The following is a 2,121-nucleotide window of genomic DNA, read 5'->3' on the forward strand; positions in this document are numbered from 1 at the left end:
CTCATCCGTCTTGGCGCTGCACGCCAATCCACCTTCTCCCACAAGGGGAGAAGGAAAAGGAAAGATACCAGATTGACAAAACAGGACAACCGGTCTGTTTTATAAACAGGATGATCGCCCTGTTTTGGAGTCGACGATGAACATCGTTCGAAGTGCCCCCCGCCTTGCCTCACCCATCGTCGAGCTTCGCCAATACACGCTGAGGCCAGGCCAGCGCGAAACGCTGATCGCGCTGTTCGACCGGGAGTTCATCGTGAGCCAGGAAGCGACCGGCATGACCATCATCGGCCAGTTCCGCGACCTCCACCGCCCCGACATGTTCGTCTGGCTGCGCGGCTTCGACGACATGAGAGCCAGAAAAGACGCGCTGAGCGCCTTCTATGGCGGGCCGGTCTGGGCCGAGCATCGCGACGCCGCCAACGCGACGATGATCGATTCGGACGATGTGCTGCTTCTGAAGCCGGCATGGCGGGATGCCGGCTTCGACCTGTCGGGACTGCAGAGGTCCGCCATCGCCGAAGCCGGAAAAGCAAATCCGGAAGGCCGCTTAGACAGCATTATTGAGATTTCGATTCATCATTTGCGCCCGGGTATGGGTGCTGCCTTCGCCGAGCGTTTCCGGACGGAAGCGATTCCGCAGCTTGCGGCAAACGGCGCACGCCTGCTCGGCGCCTTCGTCAGCGAGCACGCCGAAAACACGTTCCCGCGCCTGCCGGTGCGAGTTGGCGAAAATGTCTTCATCGCTGTCACTGGTTTCGGCAACAAAGAGGCGCTCGACCGATGCCAAGCCGCCCTCGCCGCTTCGCCGGCGTGGCGAGTCTTCCGGAAAGCTTTGGAGCCGAGCCTGACAAAGCCATCCCAGATGCTTCTGCTTTCGCCGACATCCCGATCGTTGGTGGGCCGGTGATCCCTGCCGGGAGGCTGCCTGCCGACAGATACGGAATGTCAGTCGCTTCGCCAGTTCGGCTGCTACGGCTTGACGGTGAACTCTGTCCACATGCCCGTCGCGAAGTGACCCGGGACATTGCAGATGAGCACGTATTTGCCAGGTTTCAGGTTTACGGTAAGCGTGCCCGAAGCGCCAGGGTCGAGTTCCGCAACCTCTCCCTTGTCGCCGGCCTTGTCCTCATCGACCCGGTTCTCGGCAGCAATGTAGGGAAGCGGGTCCTTGGGATCCGCTCGATACATCACGATCATTTCGTGGATAGTATCCTTGGAACTGTTCTTCACCTTGAACGTGATCTTGCCGGCCTTCACCGTCGCGGGCTTGGCCGTCATCCCCATGGTTGCCTTCGACATGTCGAGATTTGGCGTTCCATAGGCGAAGCCGGTGGTCATGGGCGTGTTCGCCCCTTTGTCCCACAACGAAACCTGAACAGTGCTGGCAGCCTGAGCGGCACCAGCCATCGCAACAACCGCGGCAAGCGACAGTGCCGCACTGCTTACCATGCTTTTCACAGCGAAGTTCCTCCGGCAGGCACCGATGGAATCGACACCGGCAATCGACCTCTTAAGGCCGTAGAACCAATCAACAGCCCAACGGTAGCGGTATGGTTGCACCTCCGGCCACCCTCGGCCTTGCGCTGGATCAAACCTTCCGGGCCTTAATGGACCGCCCGACCGGTGCATACTCAGCGGATCTCCGAGATCGAATCCAACAGGATATCACGAGCCCCGAAGGGTCTGGCTTAAGACCTCGGCGACGAAAGCCGGATCCTCCCAATGCGGGTTGTGGCCGCAATGCTCCGCCCACACGAGGCGTGAGCCGGCTACCGCTTCAGCCAAAGCTTGCTGGTGCGCCTCACCAAAAAGCGGATCGCAGGCACCCGCTATGATCAGCGTCCGGACCCGCACGGCCCGCGCTGCAGCGGTCAGATCCGTACGGCGGATTTCTTCGAGAATGGCGCGCCATCGCGCCGTTGGCATCGCCGAGGCGTCCTGAGCCATGGCTGCAAGGAAGGCCCGCGGCACGTTCGCGCCGCAGGCATGCCACCAGTCATAGAACGGATCGGCCGGGGCGATCGGATCGCGCAGCGCCGCGACACCGGCGACGAGGGGATGGTCCGGCGCGAAACCGGTTTTCAAAGTGCCGGCCACGACCACCAGCCCACCGATCAGTTC

The 2,121-nt window shown here is 61.5% G+C and carries 3 protein-coding genes; 1 reads left to right on the forward strand and 2 read right to left on the reverse strand.

From position 1 onward, the window contains the following. The first annotated feature begins 136 nt into the window (after positions 1-136). Positions 137-907 carry an NIPSNAP family protein gene (locus tag EOA38_RS34620; protein WP_126094460.1) on the forward strand — a complete coding sequence of 257 codons (771 nt, stop codon included), beginning with the start codon at positions 137-139 and terminating at the stop codon, positions 905-907. A 62-nt stretch (positions 908-969) separates the two neighbouring features. Here the strand turns inward: EOA38_RS34620 and EOA38_RS34625 are convergent, their stop codons facing one another. Both EOA38_RS34625 and EOA38_RS34630 read right to left on the reverse strand, forming a co-directional pair. Then, positions 970-1,449: a sulfocyanin-like copper-binding protein gene (locus EOA38_RS34625; RefSeq protein WP_245464971.1), complete on the reverse strand. Its 480-nt coding sequence runs from the start codon at positions 1,447-1,449 to the stop codon at positions 970-972. A gap of 216 nt (positions 1,450-1,665) precedes the next feature. Further along, positions 1,666-2,121, reverse strand: a 456-nt coding sequence (locus EOA38_RS34630; protein ID WP_127301335.1) for an alpha/beta hydrolase, incomplete at its 5' end; no start/stop codon positions are given.

The sequence above is a fragment of the Mesorhizobium sp. M1E.F.Ca.ET.041.01.1.1 genome (assembly GCF_003997355.1).
Taxonomy (GTDB): domain Bacteria; phylum Pseudomonadota; class Alphaproteobacteria; order Rhizobiales; family Rhizobiaceae; genus Mesorhizobium.

Excerpts from the sequence above, each read along its gene's own strand:
- EOA38_RS34620 (WP_126094460.1), top strand. The coding sequence starts at position 137 with ATGAACATCGTTCGAAGTGCCCCCCGCCTTGCCTCACCCATCGTCGAG.
- EOA38_RS34625 (WP_245464971.1), bottom strand. The coding sequence starts at position 1,449 with ATGGTAAGCAGTGCGGCACTGTCGCTTGCCGCGGTTGTTGCGATGGCT.